This window comes from Streptomyces sp. W16 (assembly GCF_033194735.1).
GTDB lineage: Bacteria > Actinomycetota > Actinomycetes > Streptomycetales > Streptomycetaceae > Streptomyces.
Map to the genome: position 1 here is coordinate 1 of NZ_JAWOAI010000021.1, position 20431 is coordinate 20431.

A 20431-nucleotide genomic window follows, 5' to 3' on the forward strand; every position below is an offset into this window, starting at 1 on the left:
CGAGGTCCCGGTCTGCGCGGCCGACCAGGCCCGCCTCGCCGACGGCCGGGACCCGATGATCCGCGAGGTCGACACGGACTACGGCCGCCGCCCCTACTGGGACGCGGGCCCGGCCTACGGCCCCTGGGCGGGCGGCTACTTCGGCGGCGGCCTCCTCCCCGGCCTCCTCGTCGGCACGGTCCTCGGCAGCATGATGTCCACCCCGTCCTACGCCTCCGACTACGGCACGGGCTACGGCGACTTCGGCAGCGGCGGCTACGACGGCGGCGACGTGTCCGGGGCGGACTTCGACTCCGACGACTTCAGCGGCGGCTTCGGGGGAGGGGACTTCGGAGGGGGCGGGGACGGAGGGGGCGGCGGAGACTTCGGCGGCGGTTTCTGAAGGTCGCGCTCACCCGTGTCGTCGGGTGCCGTACCTCTTGATGACCTGGAACTGTTCCAGGGCCGCGGAACCGCCGAAGCTGCCGTAGCCGCTCTGCTTGACCGGTGTTCCGGCCATCTGTGAGGTGGTCAGGCCGTGGGCGTTGAACCAGACCTCGCCCATGCGCAGTTCGCGGCCGACGCGTCGGGCCCGGAGGTCGTCGGCGGTGAACACCGAGGCGGCCAGGCCGAAGTCGGTGGCGTTGGCCCGCCGGATCGCGTCGGCCTCGTCCTCGAAGACCTCGAAGGTCTGCACCGGGCCGAACACCTCCTCCTGGACGAGGGGCACGTCGACGTCGTCGGTCTCGACCAGGGACGGCCGGTAGTACGCGCCGTCGCGCAGCTCGGGCTCGTCCGGGATTCCGCCGCGGACCAGCACCTTCGCGTAGTCGGCGGCCTCCTCGACGAGGCGGTCCACCCGGGCGACCGCGGCTTTGTCGATCAGCGGGCCGAGCCGGGTGTCCGGGTCGTCGGCGGGCCCGACCCGCACCGAGCTCAGCGCGCCGATGAGCTTGGTGCGGAGTTCGTCGGCCACGGCCCGGTGCACCAGAACACGCGACCCGGTGGCGCAGTACTGACCGTTCATGAGGGTGGCGGCCCGGACCACGACCGGCACGACGGCGTCGATGTCGACGTCGTCGAATATCAACAGTGGTGTCTTGCCGCCGAGTTCGAGAGTCGTCCGCTTCACCCTGGCCGCCGCCCCGGCGGCCACCAGCCGGCCGACCCTGGTGCTGCCGGTGTAGCTCAGCACGTCCACCTCGGGGGAGTCGACCAGGAGCGGTGCGACCTCGTTGCCCGTCTCGGTGAGGAGGCTGAGCACCCCGGGCGGCAGCGAGGCGGTCTCCGCCACGGCCTCGGCCAGCAGCGCGTTGGTCAGCGCGGTCTGTCCGGGCAGCTTCACGACGGCCGTGCATCCCGCCGCCAGCGCGGGCCCGATCGCGCGGACGGCGAGGAGCAGCGGCCCGTTCCACGGCACGATGATCCCGACCACGCCGGCCGGTTCCGGTACGGCGTGCCAGTACGTCTCCGGCGCCTGCTCAAGGGCCTGCCCGCCGGTCTGGACCCGCGCCCGGGCCGCGTTCAGGCGCAGCAGGCGGGCGGCCATCTCGGCTTCCATCCTGGTCTCCCAGACGAGCCTGCCGGTCTCCCGGGAGAGCATCGCCCCGAGCTCTTCCATCCGGCGCTCGACGCGGTCCGCGAACTCGTCGAGCGCCCGTGCCCGCTGCTCGGCCAGGCGCGACCAGCCGGTGGTGTCGAACGCGGTCCGCGCGGCCGTGATCGCGGACCGCGCTTCTTTGCCGCCGGCGGAGTGAAAGGTGCCGACCGCCCTGCCTGTCGAGGGGTCGACGGACTCGTGGATCTCGCCGCCGAAGTTCCAGCGGCCGTCGATCCAGTTCCCCGCGGGGGTGGATGTGTTCATGGTGACCCTCTCCTCACCCAACAAGCGGATAATTATCCGTTCTGGTTCCCGGACCGTACCGGATAATTATCCGCTAGACAAGAAAGTACCCTCTGACCATGACAACGGAGCCCATCAGCTCGCGCCGGGCGGACACCCGACGCAACCGCGAGCGCATCCTCGCCACCGCCGAACAGGCGCTGGCCGAGTCGGGCGAGATCTCGTTCAACGCCATCGCGAAAACGGCCGGAGTCGGCGTCGGCACGATGTACCGGCACTTCCCGACATCCGAAGCGCTGGTCCTCGCGGTCTACGAGGCCGAAGTGCGGCACCTCGTCGAGATCGTGCCGACCCTGATCGACACCCACCCGCCGCAAGAGGCCTTCCGCGTCTGGGTCACCGACCACCTGGCCCACTACATGGCGACGAAACGCGGCCTGGGCGACGCACTGCGCGCCGCGGCGACCGGCGGCGAGGTCTACAACCGCGCCTACGAGGAGGTCACGGTCGCCCTGGCCGCCCTGCTGAGGGCCAACGCCGAGGCAGGCACGGTCCGCCCCGACCTGAACCCACGCACAGTCATGCGAGGCCTGGGCGGCCTACTCCTCCTGGACCCCAACGAAGACCAACAGCCCCAGATCGCAGACCTCACGGACCTGCTGTGGCGAGGCATGAGCACGAATGGGGCTGCGCTGGCAACTCCGGCCAGGGCAACCCCCTAGGGGCGCGGGGCTGTGGCATTTGCGGCTCCGCCGCGCGGGCGCGACCAGCCCCCACCGGCCGGCAGCCAATCAACGACCTGCTCTGACGGGGCATGGCAACACCGGCCAGGGCCACCCCCTAGGGGCGCGGGGCTGTGACATTTGCGGCTCCGCCGCGCGGGCGCGACCAGCCCCCACCGACCCGCACCCAATCAACGACCTGCCAGCCGCTCCATAATCGCCCCCGCCAGTTCCAGCACCCCTCGCTCAGTCTCGCTCAACGACCCCAACGCCCCCGCCAACCACACATCCCGCTCAGCCATGTCCCGGTCCAACGCCCGCCGCCCCGCCGCCGTCAACGTGAGCACAGACCGCCGCCGATCCACCGCACTCGGTTCACGCGAGATCAACCCCTCCGCCTCCAGCTCGCCGAAGGCCCGCGTGAGCGACTGAGGCCGCTGCCGCTCGGCCACCGCGACCTCACCCGGCGTCGCCGAACCATTCCGGTGCAGATGTCCGAGCACGATCAGCTGGTTCGGGGTGAGCCCGCCGTCGCCGCGCTCCTGCCGCAACCGCCGGTTCAGCCGTACGACACCGCGACGGATCCGGACGGCCTCAGAGAGATGATCCATGCCGGATATCATACGCACTAACTTACTATTCAGCGCTCGTAATGCCCGCTACCGTAGTGATAGTGACCGCCAAACTAATACGCAACGCGTACGAAGCGGCTCTGACGATGACCGCCATGCTGCTCTGCTGGGGCGTCGCCCTCTGGCTGGAGGGTGCCGCGGGACTGCACACCGACGTGCTGGTCCTCGCGGTCGCCCTGACCCTCACCCTGTTCCGCTCCCAGCGCACCGCCGACACCCGCCGCCGCCTCACCGCGCTCGTCCTGCTGCCCGTCACGGCCGGCGCCTCGATCTTCGTGGGCCGGCTGCTCGCCTCCCACTACGTGCTCGGCGCCGCCGTCTACACGGCGGGCATGGCGCTGGCCATCTGGATCCGCCGCTACGGCCCCACCGCCACGAAGATCGGCACCCTGCTGGCCCTTCCACTCGTGGCCCTCCTCGTCGTACCCGGCCCCGCGCTTCCGTCCAAGGCGCAGAGCGGGCTGGTCACTTGGGGCTGGTCGGCGCTGGTCGGTGCGCTGGTGTGCGGTGGGGTGTGGCTGGTGCAGGGGTTGGGGGACCGGTTCGCGCCCCAGTCCTGGCGTGCTGAACCCGCCGCCGAGCAACCGCCGCGCCGCTCCCGTCTCCACCCCCGCCCGAGCACCCGTATGGCGCTGCAGATGGCGGCCGGTATCGCCGCCGCATTCGCCGTGGGGCGGCTGTTCTTCGACGACCACTGGCCGTGGGTGGTCCTCACCGCGTACGTCGCCGCGAGCGGAAACCGTGGCCGAACGGACGTACTGCGCAAGGGAATTGAGCGGCTGGCCGGAGCCACGGTCGGTACCCTGCTGGCGGCGGGCGTCGCGGCGATCGGTGTCACCGGCGACACCTCCGTGGCGCTGATGTTCGCCGTCCTCGCGGTCGCGTTGTGGCTGCGTCCCCTCAACTACGCCTACTGGGCTGCCGGAATGACCTGCGCCCTGTCCCTCCTCCTCGGCTACTTCGGCCAGGACGCGCTGCACCTGCTGCCCACCCGGCTCGAAGGGATCGCGGTCGGCGCGGTGCTGTCGGTGGTGTCGGCGTGGTGGCTGCTGCCGGTGCCGCGCGCCCGCCGTCAGCCCGTTCTCGGCACGACGAGCCCCGTCTCGTAGGCCATCACCACGGCCTGGGTACGGTCCCGCAGCCCCAGTTTGGACAGGATGCGGCTGACGTGGGTCTTCACGGTCTCCTCGCCGACGTGCAGCCGCTCGGCGAGTTCCGGGTTGGACAGTCCCTCCGCGAGCAGTCGCAGCACGTCGGTCTCGCGTGGGGTGAGGGCGTCAAGTGCGGTCCGTACAGGGGTGGTTCGGGGGCGCTGGCGGGCGAACTCGGAGATGAGCCGGCGGGTGATCGCGGGCGCGAGCAGCGCCTCGCCGGCCGCCACGACCCGTACGGCGTCGAAGAGCCGCTCCGCCGTCACGTCCTTGAGCAGGAAGCCGCTCGCCCCTGCCGTCAGCGCGTCGTAGACGTGTTCGTCGAGGTCGAAGGTCGTGAGTACGAGAACGCGTGGGGCGTCCGGGCCCTGGAGCCGCGCGGTGGCCTCGATGCCGTCCATGACCGGCATCCGTACGTCCATCAGGACCACGTCGGGGAGCTGTTCGCGGCAGACGCGTACCGCCTCGGCGCCGTCGTGGGCCGTGCCGACGACGGTGAAGTCGGCCTGGGTGGCGAGGAGTCCGGCGTAGCCGACCCGGACGAGTTCATGGTCGTCGGCGACGACGATGCGGATGGTCATGCCGATGTCTCCTCCTCGCCGTCAGGGTTGACGGGCAGGCGGGCCTCGACGAGGAATCCACCGCCGGGGGCGGAGCCGGTGTGCAGGGTGCCACCCACGGTGGCGGCGCGCTCGCGCATGCCGAGCAGCCCGTGGCCGGAGTTGTGGGTGGCGGGGTGCCCGGGACCGTTGTCGCGGACGCGCACCGCCAAGTCCGCGTCCCCGTAACGGAGTTCCACGTCCACGGCGGCGCCGGGCGCGTGCCGGCGGGCGTTGGTGAGGGCTTCCTGCACGATGCGGTACGCGGTGACCTCGATGCCGGGGTCGAGCGTGGTGACCGGTCCGCTGATGATGAGCCGGGTACGGGAACCGGCCGCGTCCCGTGACTCGTCGACGAGTTCGATGAGTTGGCGCAGGCCGGGCTGTGGCCGTCGTTGGACCCCGGTGTGCGCGTCCTCGCGCAGTACGCCGAGCAGCCGCCGCATCTCGGTCAGCGCGGTGCGCGCGGTGTCGCCGATGGCGAGGAGGCGGGTGGCGCCCTCGGTCGGCAGCCCGGGGGTGGTGAGCCGGGCGGTCTCCGCCTGGACGGCGATCATCGAGATGTGGTGTGCGACGACATCGTGCAACTCCCGTGCAATACGCGCCCGTTCACCCCGGGCGGCGTGTTCGAGGAGGGTGTCCGCGAAGGCCTGTTCCGTGACGCTGTGGGCGAGTGCGGTGCTGCGCACGTGGTGGGCGATGCCGGTGGCCGCGGCGGCGGAGGCGAGGGTCGCCACGAGGACGGCGACGATCCGGGTCGGGTCCTCGTGGCCGGCGAGCGCGATGACGACGTAGGGGAGGACGAACAGGCCGCCGAGCGCGGTGGCTCCGGACCGTCCCAGCACGTACACGCAGACGAGCTGGGCCACGACCCCGCCGACGGTGAGCATTCCGAAGGGCACGAGAGACAGCACGCAGGCCGCGCCGATCGCGACGGCGGCGCCATTCCGGGCGAGCCGTCCGGTCCCGGTCCCGAGGACGAAGGGGAGGGGGACGGTGGTGGCGAGCGCGAGCAGCAGCAGGGCGGCGAAGCCTCCGGCCAAGTCGCGGCTGCGCAGGAGGACTTCGGAGAGCGCGAGGACGGCCAGGGCGACGGGGACGGCGAGAGCGACGCGGCGCGGGGCGGCGGCGAGGCCCGCACGGCCCAGGGCGACCAGCCGGTCCCGGCCCGGGTTCCGAACCGTCCCGGGGTCCCGAACCGTTGCAGGGTTCTGGCCCGGTCCCCGAACCGGCATGGGTTCCCGGCCCGGCTCCCCAATCGGCATCGGCCCATTTCCCTCCGCCGCGATGGCGCTCACCCCGATGGCGTTCTCCGGCGGTGCCGAACTCTCCGCACCCGACGACCCCTCCACGCCCACCCGGCCATTGTGCCGACCCCGGTCCCGCTCGGCGTCCCCCTCGTGAGGGACCTCCCCGGCGTGACGACACCGTGTGGGGCGCGCCCCTAGCCTCCCTCACCATGAGCGACGCAACCATCGAAGTCCGCGACTTACGGAAGCGGTTCGGCCGGACCCTCGCGGTCGACGGCCTCTCCTTCACGGTCCAGCCCGGCACGGTCACCGGCTTCGTCGGTCCCAACGGCGCGGGCAAGTCCACCACCATGCGCTCCCTCCTCGGCCTGGACACTCCCGACGAGGGCCGGGCGCTCATCGGCGGACGCCCCTACCAGGCCCTGCGCACCCCGCTGTTGGAGGTCGGCGCCCTCCTGGACGCCGCCGCCCTGCACCCCGCCCGCCGGGGCCGTGACCACCTGCGCTGGCTGGCCAACTCGCACGGGCTGCCGATGCGCCGCGTGGACGAGGTCCTCGAACAGGTCGGCATGGAGCAGGCGTCCCGCAGAAGGGCCGGCGGCTACTCCCTCGGCATGCGCCAACGCCTGGGCATAGCAGCCGCGTTGCTCGGCGATCCACCGATCCTGCTGCTCGACGAACCGGTCAACGGCCTTGACCCCGAGGGCATCCAGTGGATCCGCACCCTGCTCCGCCACCTCGCCGCGGAGGGCCGGGCGATCCTGGTCTCCAGCCATCTGATGAGCGAACTCGAAGACACCGCCGACCACTTGGTGGTCATCGGCCGGGGCCGCCTGATCGCCGACACGGCGGTCGCCGACCTCCTCGCGGCGGCCTCCGGCGACCGGGTACGGCTGCGCACGAGCAGTCGTACGGAAGCCATGGAACTGCTCGCGCGGGAGGGCGGCACGGTGGCCGTCGTCGACCGTGACCTGCTCACCGTCACCGGCCTGCCCGCCGAGCGGATCGTGGAACTGCTCGCCGCGTCCCGAGTCCCGTTCGCCGAAGTGGGCGCGCATCGGGCGTCGTTGGAGGAGGCCTACATGGAACTCACCCGGGACGCGGTCGAGTTCACATCGACGCCCGCCGAGACGGACGAGGTGACCCGATGACGACGCCGACGAGGACGCCCGCGCCGTACCGCTCGGCGCTGCACCCGGCCCGGGCCGGCTTCGGGCGGCTGCTGCGCGCGGAGTGGACGAAGTTCTGGACGGTCAGGGCCTGGCTGCTGGTGCTGGCGACGGCGGCCGTGGTCACGGTCGTGATCTGTCAGCTGGGCGCGAGCGGCTCCACCACCGGCGGCGGTCCGCCGATCGTCATCGGCCCGGGCGGCGAGGTCGTCAACGACGCCTTCCGCTTCACCCACCGCCCGCTGACCGGCGACGGCACGATCACGGTCCGGGTCACCGGCCTGAAGAGCACCGACGGCGAGTCCCTGGAGCCCTGGGCGAAGGCCGGGATCATCGTCAAGTCGAGCCTGAAGCAGGGCTCGGCGTACGCGGCGGTGGTGGCGACTCCCGGCCATGGCGTCCGTATGCAGTGGAACTTCACGCACGACACGGCGGGCCCGAGCAGTGATCCGGCCGAGGCCCCGCAGTGGCTCCGGTTGAAAAGGCTGGGGGGAAAACTAACCGGCTATGCGTCGGTAGATGGTGAGAAGTGGACACAGCTTGGAGAGGTGGGGGTCGCGGGGCTGGGGAGGACGGTTCAGGTGGGGCTGTTGCTGGGGACGCCTGACCATCAGGTCGTGCAGCGTTCCTTCGGCGGCACGAGCGCGCGGGCGGGCCGGAGTTCGGTCACCGGCACCTTCGACCATCTCACCCTCCAGGGCACGTCGACCGGCACCGGCTGGACGAGCACGGACATCGGCGGCCCCGACCCCAACGAGGCCAACGGCCCGAACGCCGGGAACGCGCCGCAGAACACCACCAAGGTGTCCGCGACCGGCACCTACACCCTCACCGGCGGGGGAGACGTCGCCCCCGAGGAGAACAGTCCCGACCTGGTCCAGATGGGCTTCCAGGGAGTCACCTTCGGCCTGCTCTTCATGGTCGCCCTCGGCACGCTCTTCGTGACGACCGAATACAAACGGGGCCTGATCCGTACGACGTTCACGGCGACCCCGTCCCGACTGAAGGTGCTGGCGGCGAAGGCGACGGTGACAGCGGCGATCACCTTCACAACAGGCCTGCTGGCAACGGCGATCGGCTTCACCCTGGCCCAACGGGCCCTGCGCTCCAACGGTTTCAAGCCCCCCGAGTTCCCCGACCTCTCCCTCCTGGAGAACCCGTCGCTCAGGGCGGTGGTGGGCAGCGCGGCACTCCTGTCCTTGGTCGCGGTCATGGCCCTGGCCGTAGGAGTGGTACTGCGCAACAGCGCCGGCACGATAGCGACGGTCGTCGTCCTCGTGGTCCTCCCGCAGATCCTCTCCTTCGGCCTGCCGCTCCCCGTGGCGCAATGGCTCCTGAGGGTCACCCCGGCAGCGGCCTTCGCGATCGAGCAGGGAAAGACGTACTACCCCCAGGTCCAGCACAACTGCCTCCCGGAGAGCGGCTGTTACCCCCTCTCCCCGTACAACGGCCTGGCGGTCCTGGCCGCCTACACGCTGGCAGCACTCCTGCTGGCGGCCTGGACGGTACGGAGGCGGGACGCGTGAGGCGCCTTGTGCACGCCGAATGGACCAAACTCCGTACCCTGCCCAGCACTTGGTGGCTCCTGGCGGCAACGGCCGTCCTGACGGCGGCGATCGGCGCGGCGGCGGCCTCGTCGGTCACGACCCGGATCTGCCCGTCCCCCTGCCACGCGGACACGGTCAAACTGAGCCTCGCGGGAGTCCAGTTGAGCCAAGCCGTCTGCCTGGTCCTGGGCGCCCTGTCGATAAGCGCGGAGTACAGCACGGGCATGATCCGCACCACGCTCACGGCGATGCCGGGAAGGTGGCGGGTACTGGCGTCGAAAGCGGCGGCCCTGTCACTGCTGACGGCGCCGGCGGCAGCCCTGGGAGTGCTGTCCTCCCTGGGCCTGGCCCGCCTGATCCTCCCGACCCCACCGGACGGCGCGCTGCTCCGACCGACGATCGGCTCGATCCTGATCCTCGTCCTGGTGACGCTACTGGGCCTGTCCCTGGCGACCCTGCTCCGCGACACGGCAGGAGCGATCACGCTGGGCCTGGGCGTCCTCTACGTCGTCCCGCTCCTGTCCGAACTCGTCAGCTCCCCAACCTGGCAACACCGCCTGCAGCGTTGGGCCCCGATGCCGGCGGGCCTGTCCATCCAGGCAACGAAGAACCTGAGCGCGTTGGCGATCGCTCCGTGGCCGGGGCTGGGGGTTCTGGCGGCGTACGCGGTGGGCCTGTTGGGCGCCGGGGGAGTGTGGTTCAGACTCCGGGACGCGTGACTGTACCGAGGAAGGAACTCCAAGTGCCGGGCGCGACGGTGAGGATGGGACCGGCAGGCACCTTGGAGTCCCGGACGTGGATGGCGGAGGGGTGGGCGGCGACTTCGATGCAGTTGCCGCCCTCGTTGCTGCTGTAGCTCGACTTACGCCAGCCGTAAGCGACTTCAAGGCAGTCGCCGCCTTCATTGCTGCTGTAGCTGGACTTGAACCACGCCAGGTCGTCCAGGAGGAGGGGCTGCCGTGCTGCGGTGTTCATTACTCTCCTAGCAGTCTGTCCAGGAGGCACGCACTCTCCTCCGGAGAGAGGGCCTGTGACCGCAGCATTCCATACTTCAGCTGATAGACGCTGACCTCATCCGGATCGTCGATGAGGAAGCTCGCGCGCTGCACCTCCAGGTAGACCACGTGATCGTGGGCGGGGGTTTCCAAGAGCAGCATGGGTCCCGCGAGACCGGCGTGCGGCACACGTCCCATGGGCATGATCTGGATCCCCATGTGAACCAGATCGCAGTCCGCACGCAACTTGCGGATCTGCGCCCGCATGACCTCCGGCCCGCCGAGCGCCGTCCGCAGCATCGACTCCTCCAGGATGAAGTGGCCGAACGGCGGCTGCTTGCGTTGCCAGATCTTCTGCCGCTCCATGCGAGAGGACACCCACTGCTCCGCTGTCTCGTCCTCGAATCGCGGGAAGCGGCTCTCGAAGGACGCTCGGCAGTAGTCCTCCGTCTGAAGAAGGCCCGGAATCATCTGCGTCTCGTACGAGAGGATGCTGACGGCCACCTGCTCGATGTCGACGAGGCCCTGTGCGAACTGCGGCATCCGCTCCCGCACCGGCAACTTGTCCACCAGCGCGAACAACGCCCCACCCGTACCGAGCAGTTCATCGAACTCCACCGCCCGATAGTCCTGCAGCGCAAGCCGCCCCTGCTCGATCGACCTGATCGTGTCGATGTGCAGATTCGCGATCTCGGCGAACCGCTCCTGCGTGTACCCCGCCTTCTTCCGGAAATGGGCGACCAGCCCACCGACCGCTTCCCAAGTGCCGACCTTCTTAGGCCTCTTCGCCGATTGCATGCGTGTCCCTTTCCCCCGCGCACACCCAAAGACGTCGTAGTGGGGTCGTAGTAATGCGAACTACGACCTCACTCACTGACCCACGATAGTGACTCCCTGTGACAGTGGTCTCGTGAATGAACAACTCCAACAAGGCCACACCCGCGAGGCGTTCTACCGCCGGGACCGCAGATCGGTCGCCCTGGCCCGCGACTTCACCCGGGAGACGCTCACGTCCTGGTCCGTCACGGACCGGATGGACGACGCGCTGCTCTGCGTAAGCGAGTTGACGACCAACGCGGTCCTCCACGGCGTACCGCCGGGCAGGGGCTTCGCCCTCCACCTGTCGCTGCACCCCGACGGAGTCCTCCGGATCGAGGTCCACGACAGCGGCACCACCGAACTCCGCAAGGTCCGCACCCCGTACCGGTCGTTGGATGCGGAGGAGGGGCGGGGTCTGATGCTGGTCGCCGCGCTGTCGGACAAGTGGGGGGTGGGAGAACGGGAGCCCGGCAAGGTCGTGTGGTGCGAGTTCGCGCTCAGGTGAGGGCCGCGGCCAGCAGGGCGAACGCGGCGATGATGACCGCGACGCGGACGTAGTGGTAGCGGTCCCAGCGGTTCATCTGCTCCTTCCAGTCGGCGGGCCGGTTCTCGGGGGTCCAGGTCTTGCCCCGGTTGTTGATCGGGACGAGCAGCAGGACCGACATGATCACGCTCACGATCAGCAGCGCGGCGGCGGTGACGACGAGGCCGGCGCCGCGGTGGTGCCATCCGGCGACCGCCCAGATCGCGCTGAGGACGAGCGAGCCGATGTACCAGAACGGCATCACGGCGCCGAGCATCCGGCCCCCATGGGCGCGGCCGAGTTGGCCGCTGTCCTCGGGGAGCGCGTTGAAGATCCGGTTCATGACGAAGGCGACGGAGAACTCGACCCCCACCATCACGCCGACGACCACGGTGGTGAAGACCTCAAGTGCGGTGAGCATCATGACCCTCCTCGGGTTCTAGCGTTGCTAGCTGATGAGGCAACGCTAGACCTACTGTCGCTCGATTGTCTAGCACTGCTAGGATCGACGTATGTCGGTACAGGAACGCAAGGAGCGCGAACGGGCGGGCCGCGAGCGCCTCATCTTGGCGACGGCCCGCGAACTCGCCGAACAGCACGGCTGGGACGCGGTCACCACCCGCCGGCTCGCCGAGCGCATCGAGTACAGCCAGCCCGTCCTCTACAGCCACTTCCGCGGCAAGCGGGAGATCATCGGCGCCGTAGCCCTCCAAGGCGCCACGGAGATGGCTGCGGAGCTGCGGGCCGCGACCTCCGCCGCGGACGGCCCGCGCGCCCGGGTCACCGCCCTCGCCCGCGCCTACCTCGACTTCGCGCAACGCAACCCGGCGGTCTACGACGCCATGTTCCAGCTCGACGGCGGCCTGGCGTTCGCGCAGGAGGACACCCCGGAGCCGCTGAAGGACGCCTTCGCCGCCCTGCTGGAAAACCTCGGAGAGGTCGCCGGGGACGGTGTCCACCCGGGGGTGTTCACCGAGCTGTTCTGGGCAGCCCTGCACGGCCTGGCCACCCTGACCCGAGCGGGACGGCTGCCGCCGGAGTACGCCGACCGAAGGATCCGGCTACTGGTGGACCGGCTCGCCGTGGTCTGACGCCGCTTGCCGCCAGTCGCTCGCCGTCCGCCTCTGGCCGAGCTACTCGGTGATACCGTATAGTGGTACTCGGTACTACGCAGTACCTGGAGCGGGCGGGAAGGGGACCGGCGATGGACGACCTGACGGAGATGCTGAAGGGCACCCTTGAGGGCTGCGTGCTCGAAATCATCGGCGGCGAGGAGACCTACGGCTATGCCATCACGCGCCGGCTGAATGAGCTCGGCTTCGCCGACGTCATCGAGGGCACGGTCTACACCATCCTGCTGCGGCTCGAAAAGAACGGGCTCGTCAAAGTGACGAAGCGGCCGTCCGGAATGGGCCCGCCGCGCAAGTTCTACGCGCTCAACGAAGCGGGACGCAAAGAACTCACGAGATTCTGGGCGAAATGGGATTACCTCTCCGCGCGCATCAACAAGCTGAAGGAGGGCGGGCGATGAACTACTGGGAAACCATCACCGGCAGCGACCTCACCAGGGAATGGAAGGCGTTCGAAGTCCGGGCCGAGGCGTTGCCGGCCGACTACCGGGCGGCGTGGGAAGAGATCAAGGTCCACCTCTCCCCGTACTCGGGCTTCACCGGCCGCAACCTGATGCCGATCCTCGACGGCGCCCTGGGGCTCCTCGAAGAGACCGCGGCGGACGGCCAGGGCGTTCAGGACGTGCTGGGCGACGACATCGCGGGCTTCTGCGCGGCGCTGGCCGGCGGAGAAGGGACCCGGAGTCATCGCGACCGGTGGCGCGAGCAGTTGAACCGGAACGTCGCCAGGAAATTGGCCCGGCTGGGAGGCTGACGTGAGTATCCAGAACATCATCGAGGGCAAGAAGCACTGGCGGGCGCACGTGGCACGGGTCAAAGCGCTCCCGCCGGACTACCAGATCGTCTACAAGGAAATGCAGAAGTACTACTTCAAGGTCGGGCCGGTCGAATTGCCCGACCTGACCCTGCTCCCAGGAATCGTCGATTTCTTCGAGGAGGGCGCCGCGGACGGCAAGGGAATCCTGGAACTCATCGGCACCGACGTCGCCGCCTTCGCCGACGACCTGATCAAGGACCAGCGCACCTACGGGGACATCTATCGGGAGTCCCTTCTGTAGCCCGTGCTTCTACCAGACCGGAAGGCGTGCTGGCGCGGAAGAGCGAAACGACGCACGGCACGCCGATCGCCTGCCCATGCTGCTCCCAGCGTCGAGAACGGGGGAGGAAACGTGCAGGCGTTTCTGGCGGGGGCCGTACTTCTGGTGTGTCTGAGCGCGCCGCTGATCGGTGGGGTGCAGCAGCCGCGGCTGAGGACCAAGCGGCTGACACCCGAGTACTCGGGAGGGGCGCCGTTCGCGGTGGGGTTCGGCTCGTGGGTGATGTGGGTGCTCGTGTTTCCGGTGGTCCGAGTCGGCTTCACCGGCACCAGGAACACCTGGATCTGCGTGGCGTTGCTCGTGCTGTGCGTCCTGGTGGCCCGCCCGATGGTCCGGATGGTGGCGCCCGCCCGGCTCAAGGGGAGCCGCCTGCTGGTCGCGGCACGCGCGGTGGGCCTCTGCTGTGTCCTGGCGGGCGTCATGGCACTCCTGGACGCGGGGGTCGGCAGGCAGCCCATGGCCGGGATGACCGTGGTCTACGCGACGGCCGCCGCCGTACTGGGTCTGATGCGGGCGGTGGACCACGGCTACTTCCCGCTGGTCCTGTTGTGGTCGGCGCTGCAGAAGGCGCTCCTGGCTGTCGCGACCGGGTACTGGATCGACCACACAGGCGGCACCCTCGTCCCCGACCCGGACGACGCCACCGCGGGGGCGCTGCTGCTTGCCGTCCTGTGGTGGTCGACGGTGGGCCTGTCCGCCGGTTGCGCGGTGGCCGCGGCCGTCCGCCTGGTGCCCTGGCTGAGGACCGGGCCGCCGGCCCGCCCCGCACCTCCCGGAGTGAAGTCCTGGCCGCCGGCCGTGGGCGATGTGTGGACGGCCGAACTCACCCACGACGACAACAACTACAAGGAGCGTCCGGTGCTCGTGCTGGAGCACACCCCGGGCTTCGTCCGCGTGCTCGGCATCACCAGCGTCGACAAGTCCGGCCGGCGGCACGGATATCTGAAGCTGCACCTGTCCGAGTGGGAGGGCGTGCTGAAGAAGGACGGCTGGCTGAACCTGGAGATCGCGCACATCCCGTACTGCGACTTCCTCTGGCGGCACGGGGAGTGCCCGGACCGGGTGTGGAACCTGCTGTGCACGAAGGCCGATGTGCGGGAGCGGCGGGCGAAGGTAGGACCGGCTCCCGGATTCACCTTCCACCACCGGCTGCGGTCGGCGATGAACAAGCACGTCGGCCATGACGCGCGCAAGGTCCGTGCCGACGCGGGCAGCCGGGTGCGCCAGCCGTGGACGCGGGAGAGGGTCTGACCCGCCGTAGCAACATGCCTTGAGAACCACGGGAGTTGGAGCGGTTGGCTCACGTGGCCGCGCCGGTCGTCTGACGCATCGTCAACACCCGCCGCGGCACCGTCGGTTCGGGCAGCCCCCGGAACAACAGCCAGCTCAACGCGGGCAACACGATCAGCGGCGCCAGAGCCGTCCGCAAGGACGTCGCGTCGGCGATCGCCCCGATCAGTGGCGTGACCATGCCCCCGATGCTGACGGTCAGCCCGAGCGTGATCCCGCTGGCCGTGCCGACGCGAGTGGGCAAGTAGTCCTGGCCGAGGGTGACATGCAGGGAGAAGGGGACGTACAGGGCGAGCGAGGCCAGCGCCACGAACACGTAGAACGCGGGCCCGGGGACGAACACCGTGCCCGCGATGGCCGGGATCGTCAGCACGTACGACCAGCGGGCCACTGTCACCCGGTCCCAGCGGCCCGCGAGACTGCCGCCCACCACGGAACCCAGGGCGCCCCCGAGGTAGAGCACGAACAGCGCCAGGGTCCCGGCCGCCGTACCGCCTCCCATGCGCTGCTGGGCGTAGAGCGAGATGAAGGTGCTCAGACCGATGAACTCTATGGACCGCAGGACCACGGACAGCGAGAGCCGTACGAACGACGCCTTGTCGTCGGTGCCCACCGCGAGCGTGCCGTCGGCGGCGTTCGCCTCCGGCTTCCCCAGCGCCCGCAGCACCGGCAGGCACAGCACGCTGCCGGCGAGGGCGGGGAGTATGAGCAGCGGTGACAGCCGCAGGCCGCCCGTGGCGATGACACCGCTGACCATGAGCGGCGCGGCGGCGAAGCCGAGGTTGCCGCCGACCGAGAACCAGCCCATCGCGCTGTGGCTGCCCCCGCTGACGAGCCGGGCGACGCGCGCGGACTCGGGGTGGTACGCGGCGACCCCGACACCGGACACGGCCACGAACACCAGCGTGAGTGTGTAGGAGCCGCTCAGACCGCTGAGTGCGATACCGAGGCCGCCGAGAACCGTGCTCAGCGGCAGGATCCACGGCATCGCCCAGCGGTCGGTGAGCAGACCGAACACCGGTTGCGCCACCGAGGAGAGCAGGGACGCGGCGAGCACGATGCCCGACACCGCGGCATAGCTGTAGGCGCGCTCGGCGACGAAGAACGGGATGAGCGCGGCGACCGCACCCTGGTAGATGTCCACGCAGGCATGGCCGACCGACAGCAGAACGATGGCTTTGTTCCTTGACATATCGCCATGCTCATCGCTGGGCGCTGTGTCGCGCTTCCGATAAACTGCCAACCAATGACAGAAATCCGCCACGAGCCGGTGGCCCCGACCCGCATCCAGTGGCTGGCCCCTGGCGCCGCCATCGACGCCCACCGCCACGACGACCACCAGATCGTCTACGCGGGGCGAGGCGTGCTGGCCGTGACGACCAGCGCGGGTTCGTGGATCGCGCCGGGCACCCGCGCCATCTGGGTACCGGCCGGCACCGTGCACGCCCACCAGGCCCACGGCGAACTCGAACTGCGGCTGGTCGGTCTGCCCGCGAGCGACAACCCGCTGGGCCTCGACCAGCCGACCGTCCTCGAAGTCGGGCCCCTGCTACGGGAGTTGATCCTCGCCTACACGCAGACCGCCGATACGCAGACCGTCGACCCTCCCACCCCGGACGACGGCAGCCCCGAACGCGCGCGCCTCCGCGCCGTGTTGCTCGACCAGTTGCGGGCCTCGCCCCAACAGCCCCTGCACCTGCCCACCCCAACTGCCCCTCTCCTACGGGCAGTCTGCGAGATCCTGAGCGCGGACCCGGCCGACGACCGCACCCTGGCCGCCCTCGGCAGACAGGTCGGCGCCAGCGACCGTACGCTCTCCCGGCTCTTCAAGGCCGACCTCGGCATGACCTTCCCGCAGTGGCGCACCCAACTGCGCCTGTACCGCGCCCTGGTGTTGCTCGCGGAGGACACCCCGGTCACGGCCGTCGCCCATCAGTGCGGCTGGTCGTCCGCCAGCGCCTTCATCGACGTCTTCCGCCGCACCTTCGGCCACACCCCGGGAGCACATCAGCGTCATGCATGAACTCACCCGTACCGAAGCCCGCCGCATCGCCGTCCAGGCACAACTCCTCGACGCCAACCGCCCCACCGAACTCCACACCGTCGTACGTCAGTTGACCCTGCTCCAGATCGACCCCACGGCCGCGATCGCACCCAACGCCGACCTGGTCGCCTGGAGCCGCCTCGGCTCGTCGTACGCGCGGGAAGCACTCACCGCCGCGCTCACGGACCGCACGCTCCTCGAACTCCGGGCGATGATCCGCCCGAGCGAGGACCTGGCGCTCTACCGCGGCGACATGGCCGTATGGGAGAAGGAGACCAAGCACTACAGGGAGTGGGTCGCGGCCAACGACGCGTGCAGGCGCGACATCCTCGACCGGCTCACCGGCCAAGGGCCGCTCACCTCAAGGGAGTTGCCCGACACCTGCGCGGTGCCGTGGCAGTCGTCCGGCTGGACGCACAACCGCAACGTCAGCCAGCTCCTGGAGCTGATGGTGCTGAGGGGTGAGGTCGCGATCGCGGGCAGGGCGGGACGCGAGCGACTCTGGGACCTGGCGTCCCGCGTCTACCCGGACGAACCCGCCGTCCCCGTCGCCGAAGCCCGCCGTCTCCGGAACGAACGGCGGCTCCGCGCACTCGGCATCGCCCGCGCCACCGGCACCGCGCTCCCGGTCGAACCAGCCGTCGTCGGCGAGGCCGGCGAACCGGCCGTCGTAGCAGGGGTGAAGGGGGAGTGGCGGGTCGACCCGGCGTACCTGGAGCGGCCGTTCAGCGGGCGGGCCGCACTGCTGTCGCCCTTCGACCGGCTGATTCACGACCGGAAGCGCACCACCGAACTCTTCGGCTACGACTACCAGTTGGAGATGTACAAGCCGGCCGAGAAGCGCCGCTGGGGCTACTTCGCGCTGCCGATTCTCTACGGCGATCAGCTCGTCGGGAAGCTCGACGCCACCGCCGACCGCAAGGCAGGCGTGCTCCTGGTGAACGCCGTCCATCAGGACGTGCAGTTCAGCAGGAGCATCGCCGATGCCGTGGAGGCCGAGATCGATGATCTGGCCGCGTGGCTCGACCTCAGGCGCCCTTGATCGCCGAGATGTCGAAGTTCAGCTTGATCTTGTCGGAGACGAGGACGCCACCGGTCTCCAGGGCCGCGTTCCAGCTGAGGCCCCAGTCGGAGCGCAGGATCTCGGCCTTGCCCTCGAAGCCGACACGCTCGTTGCCGAACGGGTCCTTCGCCGCGCCGTTGAACTCCAGGTCGATGGTGAGCGGCTTGGTGGTGCCGAGGATCTCCAGGTCACCGGTGATGCGGTAGTCGTCGCCGCCGAGGGCCTCGGCCGAGGTGGAGCGGAAGGTCATCGTGGGGAACTCCTCCGTCTTGAAGAAGTCCGCGCTCTTGAGGTGACCGTCACGGTCCGCCGAGCCCGTGGTGATGCTGTCCATCTTGACGTCGAGCGACGCGGTGGACTTGGCCGGGTCGGAACCGTCCAGGTGCAGCGTGCCGGTGAAGTCGAGGAAGTGGCCCTTGACGTTGGTGACCATGGCGTGGCGGGCGACGAAGCCGAGCGTGGTGTGCGACGGGTCGATGGTGTACTCGCCGGTCAGCGCGGCCAGGTCGGGGTTGACGGCGGCGGGGGCCGAGGTGGTGTCGGTGTCGTCGCTCTTGCGGCCGAAGATGCCCATGACGTGCTCCTAAGGGGGGACGGGAGTGCTGCGGGTATGAAGCTGTTGAATGTTCAACGATGCCAACACGAAGGACCGTAGACCTATTCCATTCAATTTTCAACATCATCCGCAGGGTGTTGCGTCAACTACTACGAGTACGCTCTCCCGGCGGCGTCGGCAACGCGGGAATCGCGCCGGGGGTCACTCTGGGGATGGCATCCTCCCCAAGTGAATGTGAGGCGGCTCTCAGCTGACGCCTTTGTGTGACTCCTACAACGGGCGCGCCCCCTGAGCAGTCGGAACGGCTGCATGCCGGTGGGGTTCTGTTCGGTGGCACCAGGAAAACAGGCCGGAGACTGTGCAGAGTCGACGGCGCACAATCCTTGGTGTGCTTCGTAGGGTCGGTACATGACCGTTTTGGATGAGGCGCCGGGTGAGCCGACGGACGCGCGAGGGCGAGTGGCCGAACTGCACGAGATCCGTGCGCGGGCACTGGCCGGCCCGAGCGAGAAGGCGACCGAGGCGCAACACGCCAAGGGGAAGCTGACCGGCCGGGAGCGCATCGACCTGCTCCTTGACCCCGGGTCCTTCCGCGAGGTCGAGCAGCTGCGCCGGCACCGCGCCGTCGGCTTCGGCCTGGAGGCCAAGAAGCCGTACACCGACGGTGTCATCACCGGCTGGGGCACGGTCGAGGGCCGCACGGTCTTCGTCTACGCGCACGACTTCCGGATCTTCGGCGGCGCGCTGGGCGAGGCCCACGCCACGAAGATCCACAAGATCATGGACATGGCCATCGCGGCCGGTGCCCCGCTCGTCTCGCTGAACGACGGCGCGGGCGCCCGTATCCAGGAGGGCGTCTCCGCCCTCGCCGGCTACGGCGGCATCTTCCAGCGCAACACCAAGGCGAGCGGGGTGATCCCGCAGATCTCGGTGATGCTCGGCCCGTGCGCGGGCGGCGCGGCCTACAGTCCCGCCCTCACGGACTTCGTCTTCATGGTCCGCGAGACGTCCCAGATGTTCATCACCGGCCCGGACGTCGTGAAGGCGGTGACGGGCGAGGAGATCACCCAGAACGGCCTGGGCGGCGCCGACGTGCACGCCGAGACGAGCGGCGTGGCCCACTTCGCCTACGACGACGAGGAGACCTGCCTCGCCGAGGTGCGCTACCTCCTGTCGATGCTCCCGCAGAACAACCGCGAGAACCCGCCCCGCGCCGAGTCCTCCGACGCCGCCGACCGCCGCTCGGACATCCTGCTGGACCTGGTCCCGGCCGACGGCAACCGGCCGTACGACATGGCCAAGGTCATCGAGGAGATCGTCGACGACGGCGACTACCTGGAGATCCACGAGCGCTGGGCCCGCAACATCATCTGCGCGCTGGCCCGCCTCGACGGCCAGGTCGTCGGCATCGTCGCCAACCAGCCGCAGACCCTCGCGGGCGTCCTGGACATCGAGGCCAGCGAAAAAGCTGCGCGCTTTGTCCAGATGTGTGACGCTTTTAACATTCCGATCGTTACGTTCCTGGACGTTCCGGGATTCCTTCCCGGCGTCGACCAGGAGCACGGCGGAATCATCCGGCACGGAGCGAAGCTGCTCTACGCGTACTGCAACGCCACCGTGCCGAGGATTTCGCTCATCCTGCGCAAGGCGTACGGAGGTGCCTACATCGTCATGGACAGCCAGTCCATCGGCGCCGACCTCACCTACGCCTGGCCCACCAACGAGATCGCCGTGATGGGCGCCGAAGGTGCCGCCAACGTCATCTTCCGCCGCCAGATCGCCGACGCCGAGGACCCCGAGGCGATGCGGACGCGCATGGTCAAGGAGTACAAGTCCGAGCTGATGCACCCGTACTACGCGGCTGAGCGCGGACTCGTCGACGACGTCATCGACCCGGCCGAGACGCGGGACGTACTCATCAAGTCGCTCGCGATGCTGCACACCAAGCACGCCGACCTGCCCTCGCGCAAGCACGGCAACCCCCCGCAGTAACCCAGCGGACCCTCCGCGCCACCCCAGCGG

23 protein-coding genes and 1 pseudogene are annotated in these 20431 nt (G+C 69.6%); 15 read left to right on the top strand and 9 right to left on the bottom strand.

All coding sequences use genetic code 11. From position 1 onward, the window contains the following. Positions 1 to 382: pseudogene (locus R6V09_RS04705) on the top strand (hypothetical protein); the annotation flags it as partial. A gap of 9 nt (positions 383 to 391) precedes the next feature. Here the strand turns inward: R6V09_RS04705 and R6V09_RS04710 are convergent. Next, positions 392 to 1843, bottom strand: coding sequence for an aldehyde dehydrogenase family protein (locus R6V09_RS04710; protein ID WP_317880057.1), 1452 nt, complete (start codon positions 1841 to 1843; stop codon positions 392 to 394). Between the two features lie 98 nt (positions 1844 to 1941). On the opposite strand from R6V09_RS04710, the gene R6V09_RS04715 reads away from it, so the two are divergent. Next, positions 1942 to 2544, top strand: a complete 603-nt coding sequence (locus R6V09_RS04715; RefSeq protein ID WP_317880058.1) for a TetR/AcrR family transcriptional regulator — start codon at positions 1942 to 1944, stop codon at positions 2542 to 2544. 191 nt (positions 2545 to 2735) lie between these two features. Here R6V09_RS04715 and R6V09_RS04720 read toward each other — a convergent pair whose 3' ends face one another. Then, a complete protein-coding gene (locus tag R6V09_RS04720) occupies positions 2736 to 3155 on the bottom strand; it encodes a MarR family winged helix-turn-helix transcriptional regulator (RefSeq protein ID WP_317880059.1) in 420 nt (139 codons plus the stop codon). A 62-nt stretch (positions 3156 to 3217) separates the two neighbouring features. On the opposite strand from R6V09_RS04720, the gene R6V09_RS04725 reads away from it, so the two are divergent. Continuing rightward, positions 3218 to 4285, top strand: a complete 1068-nt coding sequence (locus R6V09_RS04725) for an FUSC family protein (RefSeq protein ID WP_317880060.1) — start codon at positions 3218 to 3220, stop codon at positions 4283 to 4285. Here R6V09_RS04725 and R6V09_RS04730 read toward each other — a convergent pair. Together R6V09_RS04730 and R6V09_RS04735 are read right to left on the bottom strand one after the other, a co-directional pair. Continuing rightward, positions 4249 to 4908 (bottom strand): response regulator transcription factor, encoded by a 660-nt coding sequence (locus R6V09_RS04730; RefSeq protein WP_317880061.1) that lies wholly within the window; start codon positions 4906 to 4908, stop codon positions 4249 to 4251. The two genes, R6V09_RS04725 and R6V09_RS04730, sit on opposite strands and share 37 nt — an antisense overlap. Further along, entirely contained in the window at positions 4905 to 6161 is a 1257-nt protein-coding gene (locus tag R6V09_RS04735) for a sensor histidine kinase (RefSeq protein ID WP_442809975.1), read from the bottom strand. Before R6V09_RS04735 ends, R6V09_RS04730 begins: the two co-directional genes overlap by 4 nt. A gap of 224 nt (positions 6162 to 6385) precedes the next feature. On the opposite strand from R6V09_RS04735, the gene R6V09_RS04740 reads away from it, so the two are divergent. The 3 genes from R6V09_RS04740 to R6V09_RS04750 are packed head-to-tail and all read left to right on the top strand — an operon-like array spanning position 6386 to position 9611. After that, positions 6386 to 7327, top strand: a complete 942-nt coding sequence (locus R6V09_RS04740) for an ABC transporter ATP-binding protein (RefSeq protein ID WP_317880062.1) — start codon at positions 6386 to 6388, stop codon at positions 7325 to 7327. After that, on the top strand, positions 7324 to 8871 hold the full coding sequence (locus tag R6V09_RS04745; RefSeq protein WP_317880063.1) for an ABC transporter permease subunit: 1548 nt from the start codon (positions 7324 to 7326) through the stop codon (positions 8869 to 8871). The genes R6V09_RS04740 and R6V09_RS04745 overlap by 4 nt, the downstream gene beginning before the upstream one ends. Further along, the gene (locus R6V09_RS04750; RefSeq protein ID WP_317880064.1) at positions 8868 to 9611 is read left to right on the top strand and encodes an ABC transporter permease subunit; all 744 of its coding nucleotides are present in this window, start codon (positions 8868 to 8870) and stop codon (positions 9609 to 9611) included. The genes R6V09_RS04745 and R6V09_RS04750 overlap by 4 nt, the downstream gene beginning before the upstream one ends. Here R6V09_RS04750 and R6V09_RS04755 read toward each other — a convergent pair. Both R6V09_RS04755 and R6V09_RS04760 read right to left on the bottom strand, forming a co-directional pair. Next, complete coding sequence (locus R6V09_RS04755; RefSeq protein WP_317880065.1) at positions 9592 to 9867, bottom strand: DUF397 domain-containing protein; 276 nt, start codon at positions 9865 to 9867, stop codon at positions 9592 to 9594. The two genes, R6V09_RS04750 and R6V09_RS04755, sit on opposite strands and share 20 nt — an antisense overlap. Beyond that, positions 9867 to 10685: a helix-turn-helix domain-containing protein gene (locus tag R6V09_RS04760; RefSeq protein ID WP_317880066.1), complete on the bottom strand. Its 819-nt coding sequence runs from the start codon at positions 10683 to 10685 to the stop codon at positions 9867 to 9869. Before R6V09_RS04760 ends, R6V09_RS04755 begins: the two co-directional genes overlap by 1 nt. 112 nt (positions 10686 to 10797) lie before the next feature. On the opposite strand from R6V09_RS04760, the gene R6V09_RS04765 reads away from it, so the two are divergent. Further along, on the top strand, positions 10798 to 11211 hold the full coding sequence (locus tag R6V09_RS04765) for an ATP-binding protein (RefSeq protein WP_317880067.1): 414 nt from the start codon (positions 10798 to 10800) through the stop codon (positions 11209 to 11211). Here the strand turns inward: R6V09_RS04765 and R6V09_RS04770 are convergent. Continuing rightward, positions 11204 to 11650, bottom strand: coding sequence for a DUF1772 domain-containing protein (locus tag R6V09_RS04770; protein WP_317880091.1), 447 nt, complete (start codon positions 11648 to 11650; stop codon positions 11204 to 11206). The genes R6V09_RS04765 and R6V09_RS04770 overlap by 8 nt on opposite strands. A 91-nt stretch (positions 11651 to 11741) precedes the next feature. On the opposite strand from R6V09_RS04770, the gene R6V09_RS04775 reads away from it, so the two are divergent. From R6V09_RS04775 to R6V09_RS04795, 5 genes are all read left to right on the top strand, one after another. Further along, entirely contained in the window at positions 11742 to 12320 is a 579-nt protein-coding gene (locus R6V09_RS04775; protein WP_317880068.1) for a TetR/AcrR family transcriptional regulator, read from the top strand. A gap of 113 nt (positions 12321 to 12433) precedes the next feature. Beyond that, entirely contained in the window at positions 12434 to 12760 is a 327-nt protein-coding gene (locus R6V09_RS04780; RefSeq protein ID WP_317880069.1) for a PadR family transcriptional regulator, read from the top strand. Beyond that, positions 12757 to 13113, top strand: coding sequence for a DUF1048 domain-containing protein (locus tag R6V09_RS04785; protein ID WP_317880070.1), 357 nt, complete (start codon positions 12757 to 12759; stop codon positions 13111 to 13113). Before R6V09_RS04780 ends, R6V09_RS04785 begins: the two co-directional genes overlap by 4 nt. Before the next feature lies 1 nt (position 13114). Beyond that, the gene (locus R6V09_RS04790) at positions 13115 to 13417 is read left to right on the top strand and encodes a DUF1048 domain-containing protein (protein ID WP_317880071.1); all 303 of its coding nucleotides are present in this window, start codon (positions 13115 to 13117) and stop codon (positions 13415 to 13417) included. A 111-nt stretch (positions 13418 to 13528) separates the two neighbouring features. Beyond that, a complete protein-coding gene (locus tag R6V09_RS04795) occupies positions 13529 to 14707 on the top strand; it encodes a hypothetical protein (protein WP_317880072.1) in 1179 nt (392 codons plus the stop codon). Positions 14708 to 14756: 49 nt separating this feature from the next. On the opposite strand, the gene R6V09_RS04800 is transcribed toward R6V09_RS04795, so the two are convergent. Continuing rightward, positions 14757 to 15938 (bottom strand): MFS transporter, encoded by a 1182-nt coding sequence (locus R6V09_RS04800; RefSeq protein WP_317880073.1) that lies wholly within the window; start codon positions 15936 to 15938, stop codon positions 14757 to 14759. A 54-nt stretch (positions 15939 to 15992) separates the two neighbouring features. Between R6V09_RS04800 and R6V09_RS04805 the strand changes: the two genes are divergently transcribed. Continuing rightward, positions 15993 to 16769, top strand: coding sequence for an AraC family transcriptional regulator (locus R6V09_RS04805; protein WP_317880074.1), 777 nt, complete (start codon positions 15993 to 15995; stop codon positions 16767 to 16769). Next, positions 16762 to 17832 carry a DNA glycosylase AlkZ-like family protein gene (locus tag R6V09_RS04810; protein ID WP_317880075.1) on the top strand — a complete coding sequence of 357 codons (1071 nt, stop codon included), beginning with the start codon at positions 16762 to 16764 and terminating at the stop codon, positions 17830 to 17832. The genes R6V09_RS04805 and R6V09_RS04810 overlap by 8 nt, the downstream gene beginning before the upstream one ends. Here the strand turns inward: R6V09_RS04810 and R6V09_RS04815 are convergent. Beyond that, entirely contained in the window at positions 17819 to 18427 is a 609-nt protein-coding gene (locus R6V09_RS04815) for a YceI family protein (protein WP_317880076.1), read from the bottom strand. The genes R6V09_RS04810 and R6V09_RS04815 overlap by 14 nt on opposite strands. A 390-nt stretch (positions 18428 to 18817) precedes the next feature. Here R6V09_RS04815 and R6V09_RS04820 point away from each other — a divergent pair, with 390 nt between their 5' ends. After that, entirely contained in the window at positions 18818 to 20401 is a 1584-nt protein-coding gene (locus R6V09_RS04820) for an acyl-CoA carboxylase subunit beta (protein WP_317880077.1), read from the top strand. The last annotated feature ends 30 nt before the right edge of the window (positions 20402 to 20431 follow it).